This is a genomic window from Actinomadura scrupuli (assembly GCF_050971785.1).
GTDB lineage: Bacteria > Actinomycetota > Actinomycetes > Streptosporangiales > Streptosporangiaceae > Actinomadura_E > Actinomadura_E scrupuli.
Genome location: NZ_JBPCCU010000003.1, coordinates 455,624 through 472,080, shown reverse-complemented (window position 1 = coordinate 472,080; position 16,457 = coordinate 455,624). Strand labels below are relative to the sequence as shown.

Here is a 16,457-nt window from a genome sequence, read left to right as displayed (position 1 = left end):
GCGGGTCAGCCGGTCTTGCGGACCTTGCGGCGGTGGGCGAGCTCGTCCTGGAGCCGGTCGCCGCGGTTCTCGCCCGGGCGGTGGCTCTCGGCGCGTTCGGCGGGCAGCTCGGCGAGGCTGCCCTCGACCTCCTGCCAGACCCTGCCGAGCGCGATGCCGAACACGCCCTGACCGCCCTGGACCAGATCGACGACCTCGTCCGGGGAGGTGCACTCGTACACGCTGACCCCGTCGCTCATGAGCGTGATCTGCGCCAGGTCCTGGACACCGCGGTCGCGCAGATGGGACACGGCGGTGCGGATCTGCTGGAGCGAGACGCCGGTGTCGAGCAGCCGCTTGACCACCTTGAGCACGAGGATGTCGCAGAAGCTGTAGAGCCGCTGGGTGCCCGAGCCGTGCGCCGAGCGCACGGTCGGCTCCACCAGGCCGGTGCGCGCCCAGTAGTCCAGCTGACGGTAGGTGATGCCGGCCGCCGAACACGCGGTCGGTCCCCGGTAACCGACGTTCTCCGGCGGCGATGACACGACCGTGTCGAACAGCAGGCCCTGCTCTCCGGCATGCTGGGACGCGACGTGCCTGTCCCCGGTCGCTTTGCCCTCGCCGCTGCTCACCGCCACGCGGACCTCCGGCTTCTATCAGCCCGTGGCGCTCCGTCAAGGGGGTTCAACGGATTACACCATGGGTGTTCCACCAGCACGTTAGGTGCCGGTCAGGGTGTGGTCAACGTTCATCGTCGGCGCGTCGCATGCCTGGATGAACCGGCTTCACGTGGGCAAACTGCACACGGTCGCTCACATTGACCCCTTACCCCGATCTACGTGCGGCGGAACAGGATCTCCGCACCGGTGATCCGGAACAGGACGCGGACCCGCCGTCCGCCGCCGTCCGATGCGGAATCCGTGGTGCCGGCCGCGGTCAGGTGCGGCCGAAATCCTCCGGCGAGATCTGGTCGAGGAACTCGCGGAACTTCTCGACCTCGTCCTCCTGCTCGTCGGGGATCGAGACCCCCGCCTCCTCCAGCACGTCCTCGCTGGCGAAGATCGTCGCCCCGGTGCGCAGCGCCAGGGCGATGGAGTCCGACGGGCGGGCGCTGACCTCCACTCCGTTGGAGAAGACCAGATCCGCGAAGAAGATCCCTTCCCGTAGCGCCGTGATGTTGACCACTCGCAGCTGCACGCTCAGGGCGTCGAGCACGTCACGAAAGAGATCATGTGTCAGTGGACGGGCGGGCAGGACGCCCTGCTGCGCGAAGGCGATCGCGGTCGCCTCCACAGCCCCGATCCAGATGGGCAGGTAGCGGTCCCCGGCCGACTCCTTCAGCAGGACGATCGGCTGATTGGAGGGCATCTCGACCCGGACGCCGACGACCTCCATCTGCTTCACTGCGGCTCCCTGGGTACTCGGATGGCTACTCCTACGGCCCGCCCGTAAGGCGTGCTGACCATGCCCGGAAGCCCGGCCGACCTGATCCGCCCCGGTCGAGCCCCTATAGCCAACGTACACCTCGCTTTCGCGCTGGGGGCGAGGTGCGGCCAGCCGGGATCTACCTGTTGAGGCTCTCCTGTACACCGGTGGAGACCAGAACGGCGTGCAGCTGGACCGACAGCGCGGCGATCTCCCGGGCCGTCTCCTCGGCCCGCCCGTGCGCCCCTGGGCTGCGCTGCCGCAGCAGCGGGGCGACCACCTGTTCGATCAGGCCGACCTCGCGGTCCGCGGAGGCCTTGACCGCCCGCAGGTGCCGTGCCTCGAAGCCGAAGGAGCCCAGGGCGGCGGCCGCGCGGGCGATGGCCAGGGCGTCGCCGCCGTAGTGCGCGCCGGCCCGCCGGACCAGGCCGTACTCCTCCAGCTCGGCCAGCAGGACCTCGTCGATGCCCGCCCCGTCGATCAGCTGGCGGCGGGTCAGCCGCACGTCCGGCTCGGCGGCGGTCGTCTCGGCCGCCACCAGCGTGCGTGGCTGCCGCGCGGGCGGCGGCTCGGCGCCCTGGTCCCGGGCCTGCAGCTGCTCCTTGATCACCCGGAGCGGGAGGTACCGATCGCGCTGGGCGGACAGGATGAAGCGCAGCCGCTCCACGTCCGCATGCGTGAACTGGCGGTACCCGGACGGGCTCCGCTCGGGTTCGATCAGCCCCTCCGCCTCCAGAAAACGGATCTTGGAGATGGTCACGTCCGGGAAATCCCCCCGAAGCCGACCGAGCACATCGCCGATCGTCATGTACGCCCGGGCAGCGTGCGCGTTCATGGCCCTCCCCTCGGTCGGCCGCTGTCCCCTTCACCCGAGGGGACGGCCCCTCCGAAGTCCCGTCAGCCGTGCTGCGGGTTCGTCAGGAACATGATCCGGAACTTCCCGACCTGGACCTCGTCGCCGCTCGACAGCCCTGCCTCGTCGATGCGCTCCCGGTTGACGTAGGTGCCGTTGAGGCTGCCGACGTCGCGCACCGAGAAGCTCGTGCCGTACCGGGAGAACTCGGCGTGCCGCCGGGAGACCGTCACGTCGTCGAGGAAGATGTCGCTTTCGGGATGGCGGCCGGCGGACGTGCGGTCCTTGTCGAGCAGGAACCGGCTTCCCGCGTTCGGGCCACGCTTGACCAGCAGCAATGCCGTTCCGGGGGGCAGCGCCTCGACGGCCACCTGATCCGGGGACAGCTCCTCGGCCTGGTCGCCCTCCAGCGCCGCCTCGAGCCCGCTGAGCGAGATCGTCGAGGTGGACTCGCCGGGGGACTCCGGCGCCGGCGGTCGTACGTTGCGCACCAGCGGAGTGCCGCAGTTGGAGCAGAAGCGGGCATCGTCCGGATTGGCGTGACCGCACTGGGTGCAGTAGACGCTCGGCATCGGTCGGCTCGGCCTCCTACCTTCGGTGCGCCCCGGGCGCACCTTTCTTCTGCTCTTCATCTTCGTTACCGTCATGATGACGGTTGCCGCAACCTACGCGGCCGAGACCCGAGGGGTCAACCGGACGAGAAGCGATCCCCCCCAAGCTACCTGTGACGATGATCGCAGGTCTACGCCGCCGCGCGGGTCCCGCTCCAGTTTCGTGGCCGCTCAAGGCGACCGTACCGCGCTCACCGTGATCTTTGCGGGCTGAGTGATCGAACCGCTACCTCCCGCGTTGGAGATGTTCTTCATCACCCCGCCCGGGATGTTGAGCGCGGTGGACATCACGTGCGGGTCGCCGATCACCAGGAAGCGGTACGGCGGCTCCAGCCGGTGCCCGTCGACCGCGACGCCGCCGCCGGGCAGGTCGGTGAAGTAGGTGTTCACCCCGGCCCGGACGTCGTTGATCTGGATCACCTCGGCGCCGGCGTCCCGCAGCTCCTGCAGGGTGTCGAGCAGGACGCCGGACGGCACCCGGCGGGCGGGGTCGCTGATGTCCAGCACGATGCCCTGCCCGGTGGCCGGCAGGGTGCCGGCGAGCACCCCGTAGACGGCCGCCCGCCTGCGGGCCTCCTCCATCGCGGTCCCACCCTGCCCGTCCCGCTCCAGGCTCGCCCTGGTGTCCTCCAGGTCGCGGATGTCGGCGCGCAGCCGGTCGGAGCGCTGGGACAGATCCGACAGAATCCCGACCAGCTCGTCCTGGCGGGCGGTGGCGAACGTGGTGTCGGCCTTGGTGGACTGCACCTGCGCCGCCACCGCGAACCCCAGCACGAGGCAGAGCAGGCCGGCGATGAACTGGCCCCGGTTGATCCGTGGCCACAACAGGTCGAGCACGCCCGCCCCGCCACGCGGGAGGGCGGCCGCCTCATCGGTCCCGGTGGCCTCTTCCGGACGGCCGGTGTCCTCGGGCGTGTCGGTCATGCGCCGAACAGCCTGCGGCGGATGGCGGCCACGTTGGAGAAGATCCGGATGCCGAGGACGACCACGACGCCCGTCGACAGCTGGGATCCGACCCCGAGCTGGTCCCCCAGGAAGACGATCAGCGCGGCGATGACGGTGTTGCCGAGGAAGGAGACGACGAAGACCTTGTCGTCGAAGATCCCGTCGAGCCGGGCCCGCACCCCGCCGAACATCGCGTCCAGCGCCGCCACGATGGCGATCGGGAGGTAAGGCTGGAGCCAGAGCGGCACCGTGGGCTCCAGCAGGAGGCCCAGGGCGACCCCGGCCACGAGACCGATCAGTGCGATCACCGGGTGGCCACCTCCCGTGCGTACAGAAGCCGCAGGCCCACCGCGGCCGGCACGGTGGCCTCTCTCTCCCGCCGGAGCTCGAGACGAATGCCGAACCGGCTCTCGAGCGACCGTAGACGGTCCCCCGCGGCGGACGCCATCAGCCTGCTCTGCAAACCGCCGGGATCACCGAGCGCGGTCACCTCGTACGGCGGCGACAGCGGCCGGTAGTCGACCAGGATCGCCTCCCCGGCGGTCCTGATCGCCGTGGTGGGCGTGAGCCGCTGGCCGTTGATGGCCATCGCGCCGGCGCCCGCGGCCCACAAGCCGTTGGAGAGCATCTGCAGGTCCTGGTCGAAGACCCGCCCGGTGTCGGGGACCGTCCCGTCCACCGGCCTGGCGTCGTCGAGGGTGACCCGCAGGGCCGAGCCGGACGCGGCGCGCGCGGCGGCCGCGTCCGCCGCCCTGGCCAGCCGGTCGCGGGCGCGCCGGCCCTCGACGCTGCGGGCCAGGGCCGCCGCCCGCAGCCGCTCGGTCTCGGTCCGCAGGCCGCCGAGCCGGCGCTGCAGGGCGTCGGTCTCGCGGGTACGGTCCCGGATCTCGCCGACCAGGCGTTCCCGCTGTTTCTGCGCCACCGGCTCGCTGCGGCGCACCTGCTCGGCGGCCATCGCCAGCAGCAATCCGGCGACCACCACCACGATCAGCACTCCGGCGTGCCGGAAGGGGCCGGACCGGGCCCGGCCGGCGCCCGCCGCCCGGCGGGCGGCCGCCCGCGCGTAGCCGGGGTCGAGCGCCTCGCCGACGAACAGGTCGGCGAGCAGGGACATGGAGGCGTCGGGCCGGGTCCAGCCCCGTTCTCCCTGCTCACCCCGCCGCTCGCTCACGTGGACATTCTGGCAAGTGTTGCGACCACTTCGTCCCCGGCCGGGCGGGCGCCGTCAGGAGCCGGCGCGCTCGACGACCGCGGCCCACTCCTCCAGCAGCGCCTGGGCGGCGTCGCCGTCCGGTCCCTCGGCCCACAGGTGGGTGACGGCCTCGGACGGGTCGGGCAGCACGAGCGCCCACCGCCCGTCCTCCTCCACCACCCGCACGCCGTCGGTGGTGTCGATGACGCGCTCGCCGGCGGCCTCCACCACGTGCCGCATCACGCTCCCCTTGGCCGCCCAGGGGGTCGGCACCGACCGTCTCAGCAGGTACGCCTCGGGGATGCGCTGGTCGATCTGGGAGAGCGTCAGCCGGGTGCGGGCCACCAGGCCGACCAGCCGGATGAAGGCGGCGATGCCGTCCACCGTCGAGCTGAACTCCGGCAGGACGAACCCGCCCCGGCCGTCGGCGGCGAAGATGATGTCCGGTGCGCCGGCGGCCTTGGTGAGCACGTCCTGCGAGGTGGAGGTCCACTCGACCTCCACGCCGTGGAACCGGCTCACCTGCTCGGCCACCCGGGTGGTGGTGACCGGCAGCGCCACCCGGCCGGCCCGCCGTTCCGCGGCGACGAGGTCCAGGACGACCAGCAGCGCCCGGTCGTCGCTGATCAGCTCGCCGTTCTCGTTGACCAGGGAGATCCGCTCCCCCACCGGGTCGAACCGCACCCCGAACGCGGCGCGCGCCGAGGAGACCAGCTCGCCGAGCCGCTGCAGGTCGCGCATGCGCTCGGCCAGCGTCTCGGTGGGGCTGGCCTCGTCCAGCCGGTTGTTCATGGTCAGCACGTCCACCCCGACCTTGCCGAGCAGGGTGGGCAGCACCAGGGCCGCGGTGCCGCCCGCGCAGTCCAGGACGATCTTGAGCTCGGCCTCCCGGACCCCGGACATGTCCACCCGGCGCAGCAGGTCCCGGGTGTAGGTCTCGATGGTGCGGGCCGGGTAGCTGAGCTCGGCGATCTCGCCGGGGAAGGCCCGCCGGTACTCCTGCCGGCCGAAGACCCGCTCCAGCTTGCGCTGCGCCGCCAGCGACAGGTCGCCGCCGTTGGCGTCCAGGAACATGATGTCGACCCCCTGCGGGTCGCCCGGGGTGGTGCGGATGACGATGCCCCCGGCGCAGTCCTCCCGGGCCGTCTCGAACCGGGCGACCGGCAGCGGGCACGCCTCCAGGTCGGCCGCGTTGATGGCGCTGGCGGTGAGCGCGCTGACCACCGCGCGCTTGAGCGTGCGCGCCGCGCGTGAGGCGTCCCGGGCCGTCACCACCGTCTGGCCCTTGCGCAGCGTCGTCGCGTACGCGCTGGTCAGCCGGACCGCCAGCTCGGGGGTGATCTCGACGTTGATCAGGCCGGAGACCCCGCGCGGCCCGAACAGGCTGCGCTGGCCGCGCGACTCCCAGATGACGCTGGTGTTGACGACGGCGCCGGCCTCGATGGTCTTGAAGGGATAGACCTTCACCCCGTTCGAGACGTACGCCTCCGGCTCGATGACGCACTCGTCGCCGACGATGGCGCCCTCCTCGACCCGCGCGCCGGCCATGACGTCGGTGTTCTTGCCGATGACGCAGCCGCGCAGGTTGGTGGAGGGGCCGACGAAGACGTTGTCGTGCACGACCGCGCGGTGCAGGAAGGCGCCCTCCTTGACCACGACGTTGCTGCCGAGCACGGTGAACTCGCGCAGCTCGGCGCCGGCCTCCACCTTGGCGTAGTCGCCGATGTAGAGCGGGCCCTTGAGCACCGCCTCGGGGTCGACGTCGGCGCCCTCGGCGACCCACACCCCCGGTGAGACCTCGAAGCCGTCGATCTCGATGTCGACCTTGCCGGAGAGCATGTCGGCCTGGGCCTTGAGGTAGCTCTCGTGGGTGCCGACGTCCTCCCAGTAGCAGTCCGCGACGTAGCCGTACAGCGGGGCGCCCTCGGCGAGGAGCTTGGGGAACACGTCGCTGGACCAGTCGACGGACTCGCCCTCCGCGACCCGCTCGAGCACCTCCGGCTCCATGACGTAGATCCCGGTGTTCACCGTGTCGGAGAAGACCTGGCCCCAGGTGGGCTTCTCCAGGAACCGCTGGATCCGGCCCTCGTCGTCGACGATGATGATGCCGAACTCGAGGGGGTTGGGCACCCGCTTGAGGCCGATGGTCACCAGGGCGCCGTTCTTCTTGTGGTAGCGCACCATGTCGGTGAGGTCGATGTCGGTGAGCGCGTCGCCCGAGATCACCAGGAAGCGGTCGTCGCGCAGCGCCTCCTGCGCGTTCTTGACACTGCCGGCGGTGCCCAGCGGCATCTCCTCGGTGGCGTAGCTCAGCGTCATGCCGAGCTCCTCGCCGTCGCCGAAGTAGTTGCGGATCAGTGCGGCCAGGAACTGTACGGTGACGACCGTCTCGTCGAAGCCGTGCCGCTTCAGCAAGCGCAGCACATGCTCCATGATCGGCCGGTTGATGACCGGAAGTAGCGGCTTGGGCTGGTTGGCGGTCATCGGCCGCAGCCGGGTGCCCTCACCGCCCGCCATGACAACGGCCTTCATGGTGTTGGCGTCGCTCCTTTCGTTGCCTGCCCGCGGGCCGGCGCGGAGGGATTCCCCCGGCCGCCACGGGCCGATCATGGGTCGGTCATGGATCGCCGATCGAGAGCCGGGGGCCGGCGCCGGCGCGGTCGGCCAGCACCAGCTGCCGCACCTGGACGACGTAGAGGACCAGTGCCCACCAGTACAGGGCCGTACCCCAGATGACGAAGGCCCAGCCGATGATCTTGGCCACCTCCGCGTACGTCCCCGTGTGGTCGCCGAGGAGGAGCAGCGGGAAGGCGTAGAGCAGGTTGGCGGTCGCCGCCTTGCCCACGAAGCTCACCTGCAGGAAGCCGTAGCCGTGCCGGCTGAGCACCGGGATGGTCAGCGCGAGCAGCAGCTCACGGAGCACCAGCAGGGCCGCCAGCCAGACCGGGACGACGCCCCGGATCGTCAGGCCCACCAGGGTCGCGAAGATGTAGAGCCGGTCGGCCATGGGGTCCAGGACGGTGCCCAGCCTGCTGGTCTGGTCGAGCATCCGGGCGAGCTTGCCGTCCAGCCAGTCGGTCGCTCCGGCGAGCACCAGGACGCCCAGGGCCCACCAGTCCGCGCCGACCAGGATCAGCCACAGGAACAGCGGGACACCGAGCAGGCGGGCCAGGCTGAGCGCGTTGGGCACCGTCCAGATCCGGTCACCGGACGTGCTCTCGGTGCTCACGGTGGTGCTCACCTCCGGGCGTGTGACCCTGCCGACGACGTTCTGACCCTACCTGTCAGGAGATGCCGTCTCTCGATAGCGTCCCCGGTAGAGATATACGGAGAGGGACGCGACATGCGATGGACGCTCCATGGAGAAACGGCTGTGTACAACAGCCCCTGGCTGGACGTGCACCTGGCCGACGTCGAGTTGCCGGACGGGCGGAGGTTCGACCATCACCTCGTCCGGATCCGGCCCGCGGCCGGTGCACTGGCGGTCGACGACCGGGGGCGGGTCCTGCTCATCTGGCGACACCGGTTCATCCCCGACGCCTGGGGCTGGGAGCTCCCCGGTGGTCGCGTCGAAGCAGGTGAGGAGCCTGTGGAGGCCGCCGCACGCGAGGTACTGGAGGAGACCGGCTGGCGCCCGGGGCCCCTGACCCACCTGCTCGACGTGCGCCCGTCACCGGGCCTCACCGATGGCGTTCATCACATTTTCCGGGCCGAGGGCGCGGTGCGCGTCGGGCCTCCCACCGACGTCGAGGCCGAGCGCGTCGAATGGGTCCCGCTGGCCTCCGTGCCCGAGCTGATCGCCCGCGGCGAGATCGTCTCCTCCTCCACCATGTCCGGGCTGCTCTATCTGATGACGGCCGACTGCCGTAACGGAGCGCGGCAGGCGTAGCGGCGGCGGGCACCCGCCTGCGTATTACCCTTCGTGTGACAAGAGCCACATCACGGGACGGGCCGCTGCCCCGAGCGGCCGCCGCGGGCTCGAGGAGGAGCCATGGCCGACACCGGCAGCGCCGCCGCGTTCCGCGCCGCCCGCGACTTCCTGCTGGCGCGGCGTACGGACTACGCGGCGGCGTACGAGGGGTTCCGCTGGCCGGCCCTCGGGGAGTTCAACTGGGCACTGGACTGGTTCGACGAGATCGCCCGTGACAACGACGCGCCGGCGCTGTGGATCGTCGAGGAGGACGGGGCGGAGACCCGGCTGTCCTTCGCCGAGCTGTCCCGGCGGTCCGGCCAGGTGGCGAACTGGCTCCGCTCCCAGGGGGTACGCCGCGGCGACCGGATGATCGTGATGCTGGGCAACCAGGTGGAGCTGTGGGAGACGATCCTGGCGGCCATGAAGCTCGGCGCCGTGATCATCCCCGCCACGCCGCTGCTCGGCGCCGCGGACCTGCGCGACCGGCTGGACCGCGGCGCCGCGCGGCATGTGGTGGCCCGGTCGGCGGACACCGCGAAGTTCGCCGGGGTGGCCGGCGACTACACCCGGATCGCGGTCGGCGCACCGGCGGAGGGCTGGCTGGACCACGCCGCCGCCTACCGGGCCGCGGCGGAGTTCGCCCCGGACGGGCCGACCAGGGCCGGCGACACCCTCCTGCTCTACTTCACCTCCGGGACCACCGCGCAGCCCAAGCTGGTCGAGCACACCCACGCGTCCTACCCCGCGGGCCACCTGTCGACGATGTACTGGATCGGCCTGCGGCCGGGCGACGTGCATCTCAACATCTCCTCCCCCGGCTGGGCCAAGCACGCCTGGAGCAACGTCTTCGCGCCGTGGAACGCGCAGGCGTGCGTGTTCATCGTCAACTACACGCGGTTCGACGCCGAGCGGCTGATGAGCGAGATGGAGCGCTGCGGCGTCACCAGCTTCTGCGCGCCCCCGACGGTGTGGCGGATGCTGATCCAGGCCGACCTGACCCGGTTGCGCACACCGCCCCGGGAGGTCGTCGGCGCCGGCGAGCCCCTCAACCCCGAGGTGATCGAGCAGGTCCGCAAGGCCTGGGGGGTCACCATCCGGGACGGCTTCGGGCAGACCGAGACCACCGTCCAGATCGCCAACACGCCCGGCCAGCCGGTCCGGCCCGGCTCGATGGGCCGCCCCGTGCCCGGGTACGCCATCACCCTGGTCGACCCGGCGACCGGGCGGCCGGCCGACGAGGGCGAGATCTGCCTGGACCTCACCGACCGGCCGCTCGGGCTCATGACCGGCTACCACGGCGACCCGGAACGCGACTCCGCCGCGATGGCGTCCGGCTACTACCACACGGGCGACATCGGCTCGCGGGACGCCGACGGCTACATCACCTACGTGGGCCGGACCGACGACGTGTTCAAGTCCTCCGACTACCGCATCTCCCCCTTCGAGCTGGAGAGCGTGCTCATCGAGCACGAGGCGGTCGCGGAGGCCGCGGTCGTGCCCTCCCCCGACCCGGTACGGCTCACCGTGCCCAAGGCCTACGTCGTCCTCGCCCCCGGCTGGACGGCCGGCCCGGAGACCGCGGAGGCGATCTTCGCCCACACCAGCGCCGGGCTCGCCCCCTACAAGCGGATCCGCCGGCTGGAGTTCACCGAGCTGCCCAAGACCATCTCCGGCAAGATCCGCCGGGTGGAACTGCGGGCGAGCGAGCACGGCAAGCATCCGGACGCGGACGCCCGTCCGCAGGGCGAGTACCGCGAGGAGGACTTCCGGGCGTGACCGGGCGGGCCCGGGGCGAGGCCCCGGCGCCCACCCGATCACCTGAGGCCGGGCGGCCGGAGGATCACATGATCAGCGCGCCTCCGTCGACCGGCAGGGCCACACCGGTGATGTAGCGCGCCTCGTCCGAGGCGAGGAACAGCACGGCGTTGCTGACGTCGATCGACTCGACCCAGTCGATCGGCAACTGGATCGTGGCCGCCGAGGCCGCGCCGAAGTCCTCGCGGGTGGGGTTCTCGATGTCCGGGCAGAACAGGTGGTACATGCTCTCGTTCTGGATCATGGCGGTGTCGACCTGGGTCGGGTTCACCGTGTTGACCCGGATGCTGTGCGCCGCGAGCTCCTGCGCCAGCGTCTTCATCAGCCCGACGACGCCGTGCTTCGCCGACACGTAGTGCGACACGCCGTTGTAGGAGCGTAGGCCGGCCACCGAGCTGGTCAGCACGATCGAGCCGCCGCGGCCGCCCTCGATCAGGTGCGGGATCGCCACCTTGCAGGTACGCCACACACCGCTGAGGTTGATGTCGATCATCTGGCCCCAGGTGTCCTCGGTCAGCTCGTGCGACTGACCGTTGGACAGGATCCCCGCGTTCGCGCACACGATGTCGAGCCGGCCGAGCTGCGCGACACCGTCGTCCACGGCGGACTTCAGCGACGCCGCGTCGCGGACGTCGGCCTCGGCGGTCACGATCCGCCGGCCGAGCGCCTTGACCTGGCGCGCCGTCTCGGCCAGGTCGTCCGCGGTCGCCATCGGGTAGTCGACCGTGTCGACGTCGGCGCACATGTCGACGGCGATGATGTCGGCGCCCTCCTGCGCGAGCCGGACGGCGTGACTGCGTCCCTGTCCACGTGCCGCACCGGTGATGAAGGCGACCTTGCCCTCAACGCGACCTGCCATGTTCACTCCTTGGGTGGTAATCACTTGATCAGTACGCCGGCGTCCACCGGCAGGGCCACTCCGGTGATGTAGCGCGCCTCGTCCGAGGCGAGGAACAGCACCGCGTCACTCACGTCCCGCGCGTCGACCCATGGAACGGGCAACGCGTTCATCGCCTGGGAGACCGGCGCGAAGTCCGCACGGGTGGGGTTCTCGACGTCCGGGCAGAACAGCTCGAACATCGGTTCGTTCATTATCATCGGTGTGTCGACCTGGGTCGGGTTCACGGTGTTGACCCGGACACGGTGCGGCGCGAGTTCCTGGGCGAGGGTCTTCATCAGGCCGACCACGCCGTGCTTGGCCGCCGTGTAGTGCGCGATGTTGGCGTACGCCTTCAGCCCGGCCGCCGAGCTGGTCAGCACGATCGAGCCGCCGCGCGCGCCGCCGATCAGGTGCGGGATCGTCGCCTTGCAGGTACGCCACACACCGCCGAGGTCGATGTCGATGACGTCCAGCCACACCCGCTCCTCCAGGTCCTGGGCGGGCGCGGGCTTGTTGACGCCGGCGTTGGCGACGACGATGTCGAGGCGACCGAACTCGGCCGCTCCCTCGTCCGCGATCGCGCGCAACGCCGCGTGGTCGCGGACGTCGGCCCGCCTGGCGATGACGCGCCGCCCCAGTGCCTCGACCTGCCTGGCCGTCTCGGCCAGATCCTCGGCGGTGCCCAGGGGGTACGGCACGTTCTCCAGGTCGGCGCACAGATCGACGGCGATGATGTCCGCGCCCTCCTCCGCCAGGCGTACCGCATGGCTCCGTCCCTGGCCCCGCGCCGCACCGGTGATGAACGCGACCTTGCCCTCGACCCGTCCCGCGCTCATTTGATCAGCCCGTAGCGCTTGCGGTCGATCGTGATCGCGACGGCCAGGATGACGACCGCGCCCTTCACGATCAGCTGGGTGTACGGGCCGACGGACGTGATGTCCATACCGGATCCGAGGATGACGATGACCAGGGTGCCGAGCAGGGTCCGGTGCGGGCCGCCGACTCCGCCCGACAGCGCGGTCCCGCCGACGACGATCGCCGCGATCGAGTTGAGCAGGCTCGGGTCGGCGCCCAGCGGGACCCCGGTGCTCGCCTGCCCGGTGAGAATGATCCCCGCCACCGCCGCGATCACGCCCGCGAGCATGAAGACCGACAGCTTGACGGTGCGCACCCGTACCCCGCTGAGCCGGGCGGCCCGTTCGTTGCCGCCCACCGCGTAGAGATGGCGCCCGTAGGACGTCGCGAACACCAGCACGGTGAACGCGACGGTCAGGACGAGCGCGATCAGCGCGCCGTTCGGCAGTCCCGGGATACCGGAGGTGTTGACCAGCGTGTTGAGCAGGCCGGAGTTGTACGAGACCGGACCGCCCTTCGAGATCGTGTTCGAGACGCCGTCGAGCACCGACATCATGCCGAGCGTCACCAGGAACGAGGGCACCTTCAGCAACGTCGCGATGACGCCGTTGAGCAGCCCCACCAACCCGCCGATGAGCAGCACGACGATCACGGCCAGCGGACCGCCCAGCGGGTCCAGCAACTTGGCGATCAGGATGCCGGCCAGCGTGGCGTTCGCCGCGACGGACAGGTCGATGCCGCCGATCAGGATGACGAACGTGCCCGCGAGGGCGAGGACGGAGAGGAACGCCATCTGCCGCAGGATGTTCTGCCCGGAGCCGGTCGAGATGAACGCGGAGTTCTGGGCGCCGAAGTACGCCACCAGCACGATGAGCGCGAAGATCGGCACGAGGACGTTCCGGTGCCGGGAGAACAGCGCCGTCGTCAGCGCGGGCGCCCGCGGAGACGACGGATCCCGGCCGGTCTGGGGCTTCAGCAGGTTGGTCGAGTTCGGGGTCACTTCGAACCTCACATCATGTGGCGTACGACGTCGACTTCGGACGGCTTGGCGGCGGCGGGCGCGGGAATCTCGGCGGTGACGTGGCCGTCCTTCAGCACGAGAATCCGGTCGGCGAGCCCGATGATCTCCTCGAGCGACTCCGCGCACAGCAGCACGCCGACGCCCCCCGCCGCCAGGCCTCGGATGAGCGTGTAGATCTCCTCGCGGGTGCCCACGTCGATGCCCCGCGTCGGGTCGTCGAGGATGAGCACGCGGCAGTCACGGCCCAGCCACCGCGCGAACACGGCCTTCTGCTGGTTGCCGCCGGACAGCTCGCCGATGGGCGTCGAGAGGGATTCCGTCTTGATCTGCAGCCGGTCGGCCAGCGCGTCGGCCTTCGATCGCTCGGCGGGCAGCCTGAGCAGCCGTGACCACCGCGAGGTGATCAGGTCGAGGAACCCGAGAGAGATGTTGGACCGCACGGACATCGTTGTGAACAGCGAGTCGTTCGCCCGCTCGGGCGGCACGTAGAAGACGCCGTTCCTGACCGCCCGCGGAACCGTCCACCGGCCTTGCGGGACGCCGCCGACGATGATCGAGCCGGAGTCGAGGCCCTCCGCCCCGGCCAGGACGGCCGCGAGTTCGGACTTGCCCGAGCCGACCACGCCGGCGACTCCGACGATCTCCCCCGGGCACACGGCGAGGTCGACGCCGGTGAAGGCGCCCGGCTTCGAACCGCCCGTGATCTGGATGACGGGCTCTGGGGACGAGGCACCACTCTGCTGGTCCTCACGGTAGTAGTCGGCGCTCCGCTCACGGCCGACCATCAGCTCGTGCAACCGGACATCGGTGACGCCCTCGTTGGGGAGCGTGTCGATCACCTGGCCGTCTCGGAGGACCAGCAGCCGGGTGCTCAGCCGGAGCACGTCCTGGAGGATGTGCGAGACGTAGATGAACGCCACCCGGGTACGCCATCGCTCGATGAGCGAGAAGAGCAGCTCGACCTCGTGCTCGCTGAGCGCGCTCGTCGGCTCGTCCAGCAGGATCACCGGCGGACGGTCGGTGAGCTGCGCCGACGCGAACGCCTTGGCGATCTCGACGAGCTGCCGCAGCGGATAGCTCAGGTCCGCGACGAGCGCGTCGGCCCGGATCTCGTCCAGATGCAGGTCGTGCAGGAGGGCGCTCGCCGCGGCCCGCAGCCGGCGTGCCCGCGAGAGCCCCCGGCCGGGTACCAGCGCCTCCCGGCCGAGGTAGATGTTCTCGTAGACCCGCAGCGATTCGACGAGCGCCTGCTCCTGCACGACGACCGAGATGCCCAGCGCGGACAGCTTCCGAGGATCGCCCAACGGCGCCCGGGCGCCATCGACGGTCATCGTTCCCTCGTCCGGCCGGATCGTTCCACTCAGCACCCCGATGAGTGTCGACTTGCCCGCACCGTTCTCACCGATCAGGCCGAGCACCTCTCCGGTGCGCACCTCGAGCGAGACGTCGCGCAGTGCGTGCACCGCGCCGTAGTTCTTGGAGACACCGGTGATCGTCACGGTCGCTGTCGAAGGCAAGTCGGCTCCAGCTCTCGCGGGGGGGTGGGGGTGGGACGCCGCCGCGCTCAGGCGACGAGCGCGCTCTTGTACTCGGCCAGCGGCCCCGACTTGAACGCGGCCGCGTACTCGGTCCGTACCTTCGCGATGTCCGCGGTGTCCCAGGCCGAGTTCAGCTTGTACTGGTCCTGCGGGACGCCGGCGTAGAACTCCTTGGGGTCGATCGGGTTGAGCAGCGTCTGCGGGTCCCAGTCGCTCGGGTGGAGCGCCTTGCTCATCTTCGCCCAGTCGAACGGCAGCTTGTCCGCGTAGATGGTGCTCAGCACCTTGTCCGCGGAGTCGGGCGTGACGAGCAGCGCGCCCTGCGAGAGGAACGTCTCGGGCAGTTCGAACTTCACGCCGTTGAGCGCGTCGAACACCGTGACGCCCAGCAGGCCGGCGGTGAGACCTCCGATCGTCGCGCTGGTCAGGTACTGCTTGCCCGAGGCGATGTACTGGATGTTCTGCTTGTTGCCGTCGAAGCCGACAACGATCTTGCCCTTGATGCCCTGCGCGTCGAGCGCCGCGATGACGCCCGCCGCCTCGCTGTCGTTCTGGGCGAACACCCCGACGAAGTCCTTCACCGACGGCAGGATGTTCGTCAGCGACTTGCGGGCGTCCTCGGACGTCCAGTTGCCCGGCGCGGCCGTCACGATCTTGATGTTCGGGTAGTCCTTGAGCGTCATCTTCAGGCCGGCCGTCCGCTGGTCGTCGGCGGAGGAGCCCTTCTGACCGGGGACGTGGATGATGGTGCCGGATCCGCCGACCTTGTCGAACAGCGCCTTCGCCGTGGCAGCCGCGATCTTCACCGAGGGCGGCGTGATGAAGCGCGCCCACTTGTCGGCGTCCGCCGGGGTGTACCACGCCGGGGCCGTGTACGAGCTCGCGTAGAAGATCCCGGCGGCCTGGCAGGCCTTCGTCACGGCGGCGGCCTGTGCCTCGGTCGCCGGCGTACCGAAGATCGATTTGCCGCTCGAGGTCCGTACGTTGCCGACCTGGCCGATCGCCGTGTTGACGTTGCCCTGGTCCTCGAACGACGCCATCGGCACACCGATCGCGGCCATCGCCTGCTTCGCGCCGTCGTTGAAGGCCACGAAGAAGTCGTTGGACAGTGTCGTCACCTGGCACCAGGTCTTGTCGTGCTTCAGCTTGCCGCCGCCGCCCGCCGAGGCCGCGCCGGTGCCCGCACCGGACCCGTCGGAGGACGAGCCACCGCATGCGGCGGCACCGACCACGATCCCCGCGGCACCCATCGCGGAAAAGAACGCGCGCCTGGACATCGGGTGCGCGAACTGGCCGTGGAGCGCCACATCTACGATTTTGGACTCGGTCGAAGCCATTTCCCTCATCTCCTTTGAGATGGAATGACCCGCCACAACCCGAATGGGTCGCGGTCAGATGTAGTGGTTCATTGACGCCGCTGCGCCGGTGGG

At 70.5% G+C, this 16,457-nt stretch carries 16 protein-coding genes; 2 read left to right on the top strand and 14 right to left on the bottom strand.

Annotation, left to right across the window (positions count from 1 at the left end; genetic code table 11):
• Positions 1-5 precede the first annotated feature (5 nt).
• From ACRYCC_RS16400 to clsA, 9 genes are all read right to left on the bottom strand, one after another.
• Entirely contained in the window at positions 6-617 is a 612-nt protein-coding gene (locus ACRYCC_RS16400) for a MerR family transcriptional regulator (RefSeq protein WP_433812923.1), read from the bottom strand.
• Between the two features lie 298 nt (positions 618-915).
• A complete protein-coding gene (locus tag ACRYCC_RS16395; RefSeq protein ID WP_433812922.1) occupies positions 916-1,383 on the bottom strand; it encodes a bifunctional nuclease family protein in 468 nt (155 codons plus the stop codon).
• Between the two features lie 160 nt (positions 1,384-1,543).
• Positions 1,544-2,239 carry a transcriptional regulator FtsR gene (gene ftsR / locus ACRYCC_RS16390; RefSeq protein WP_433812920.1) on the bottom strand — a complete coding sequence of 232 codons (696 nt, stop codon included), beginning with the start codon at positions 2,237-2,239 and terminating at the stop codon, positions 1,544-1,546.
• Positions 2,240-2,301: 62 nt separating this feature from the next.
• Positions 2,302-2,829, bottom strand: a complete 528-nt coding sequence (locus tag ACRYCC_RS16385) for an FHA domain-containing protein (RefSeq protein ID WP_433812918.1) — start codon at positions 2,827-2,829, stop codon at positions 2,302-2,304.
• Positions 2,830-3,039: 210 nt separating this feature from the next.
• Positions 3,040-3,792 carry a DUF881 domain-containing protein gene (locus ACRYCC_RS16380; protein ID WP_433812916.1) on the bottom strand — a complete coding sequence of 251 codons (753 nt, stop codon included), beginning with the start codon at positions 3,790-3,792 and terminating at the stop codon, positions 3,040-3,042.
• Positions 3,789-4,121 (bottom strand): small basic family protein, encoded by a 333-nt coding sequence (locus tag ACRYCC_RS16375; RefSeq protein ID WP_433812914.1) that lies wholly within the window; start codon positions 4,119-4,121, stop codon positions 3,789-3,791. The genes ACRYCC_RS16380 and ACRYCC_RS16375 overlap by 4 nt, the downstream gene beginning before the upstream one ends.
• The gene (locus ACRYCC_RS16370; protein ID WP_433812912.1) at positions 4,118-4,984 is read right to left on the bottom strand and encodes a DUF881 domain-containing protein; all 867 of its coding nucleotides are present in this window, start codon (positions 4,982-4,984) and stop codon (positions 4,118-4,120) included. Before ACRYCC_RS16370 ends, ACRYCC_RS16375 begins: the two co-directional genes overlap by 4 nt.
• Positions 4,985-5,038: 54 nt before the next feature.
• Positions 5,039-7,537, bottom strand: a complete 2,499-nt coding sequence (locus tag ACRYCC_RS16365; RefSeq protein WP_433812910.1) for a sugar phosphate nucleotidyltransferase — start codon at positions 7,535-7,537, stop codon at positions 5,039-5,041.
• Positions 7,538-7,622: 85 nt separating this feature from the next.
• Entirely contained in the window at positions 7,623-8,234 is a 612-nt protein-coding gene (gene clsA, locus ACRYCC_RS16360) for a cardiolipin synthase ClsA (RefSeq protein WP_433812909.1), read from the bottom strand.
• Between the two features lie 114 nt (positions 8,235-8,348).
• On the opposite strand from clsA, the gene ACRYCC_RS16355 reads away from it, so the two are divergent.
• The gene (locus ACRYCC_RS16355; protein WP_433812907.1) at positions 8,349-8,894 is read left to right on the top strand and encodes an NUDIX hydrolase; all 546 of its coding nucleotides are present in this window, start codon (positions 8,349-8,351) and stop codon (positions 8,892-8,894) included.
• Positions 8,895-8,996: 102 nt separating this feature from the next.
• Positions 8,997-10,694, top strand: coding sequence for an AMP-binding protein (locus tag ACRYCC_RS16350; RefSeq protein WP_433812905.1), 1,698 nt, complete (start codon positions 8,997-8,999; stop codon positions 10,692-10,694).
• A 64-nt stretch (positions 10,695-10,758) separates the two neighbouring features.
• Here ACRYCC_RS16350 and ACRYCC_RS16345 read toward each other — a convergent pair whose 3' ends face one another.
• The 5 genes from ACRYCC_RS16345 to ACRYCC_RS16325 are packed head-to-tail and all read right to left on the bottom strand — an operon-like array spanning position 10,759 to position 16,364.
• Entirely contained in the window at positions 10,759-11,592 is an 834-nt protein-coding gene (locus tag ACRYCC_RS16345; RefSeq protein ID WP_433812904.1) for a mycofactocin-coupled SDR family oxidoreductase, read from the bottom strand.
• A 20-nt stretch (positions 11,593-11,612) separates the two neighbouring features.
• Positions 11,613-12,449: a mycofactocin-coupled SDR family oxidoreductase gene (locus tag ACRYCC_RS16340; RefSeq protein WP_433812902.1), complete on the bottom strand. Its 837-nt coding sequence runs from the start codon at positions 12,447-12,449 to the stop codon at positions 11,613-11,615.
• The gene (locus tag ACRYCC_RS16335) at positions 12,446-13,480 is read right to left on the bottom strand and encodes an ABC transporter permease (RefSeq protein ID WP_433812901.1); all 1,035 of its coding nucleotides are present in this window, start codon (positions 13,478-13,480) and stop codon (positions 12,446-12,448) included. The genes ACRYCC_RS16340 and ACRYCC_RS16335 overlap by 4 nt, the downstream gene beginning before the upstream one ends.
• A complete protein-coding gene (locus ACRYCC_RS16330; protein WP_433812899.1) occupies positions 13,477-15,006 on the bottom strand; it encodes a sugar ABC transporter ATP-binding protein in 1,530 nt (509 codons plus the stop codon). Before ACRYCC_RS16330 ends, ACRYCC_RS16335 begins: the two co-directional genes overlap by 4 nt.
• Positions 15,007-15,053: 47 nt before the next feature.
• The gene (locus ACRYCC_RS16325; RefSeq protein WP_433812897.1) at positions 15,054-16,364 is read right to left on the bottom strand and encodes a sugar ABC transporter substrate-binding protein; all 1,311 of its coding nucleotides are present in this window, start codon (positions 16,362-16,364) and stop codon (positions 15,054-15,056) included.
• Positions 16,365-16,457 lie beyond the last annotated feature (93 nt).